The sequence below is a fragment of the Cupriavidus sp. SIMBA_020 genome (genome assembly GCF_046535395.1).
In the GTDB taxonomy this organism is placed as follows: domain Bacteria; phylum Pseudomonadota; class Gammaproteobacteria; order Burkholderiales; family Burkholderiaceae; genus Cupriavidus; species Cupriavidus campinensis.
Genome location: NZ_JAWRWU010000946.1, coordinates 1 through 260, shown reverse-complemented (window position 1 = coordinate 260; position 260 = coordinate 1). Strand labels below are relative to the sequence as shown.

Annotated in this window: 1 pseudogene; it reads right to left on the bottom strand. The window is 61.5% G+C overall.

The features are described 5' to 3' along the window. A pseudogene (locus SB751_RS32245) lies at positions 1–260 on the bottom strand (threonine--tRNA ligase); the annotation flags it as partial.

Below are 260 nucleotides of genomic sequence, written 5' to 3'. Positions count from 1 at the left end.
CCGGCGTTGAAGATCTGCACGTGGCCCGGGCAGTTCATGGGCTTGAGGCCATAGACGCGGTTCTCGGACTCCGTCGTGAACATGTTTTCACGGTAGTTGTCCCAGTGGCCCGTCTTCTTCCAGAGCGAGATGTCGAGGATCTGCGGCGCCTTCACTTCCTGGTAGCCGTTGTCGCGGTAGACGGAGCGCATGTACTGCTCCACCTGCTGCCACAGGGCCCAGCCCTTGGGGTGCCAGAAAATCAGACCCGGCGCTTCGTC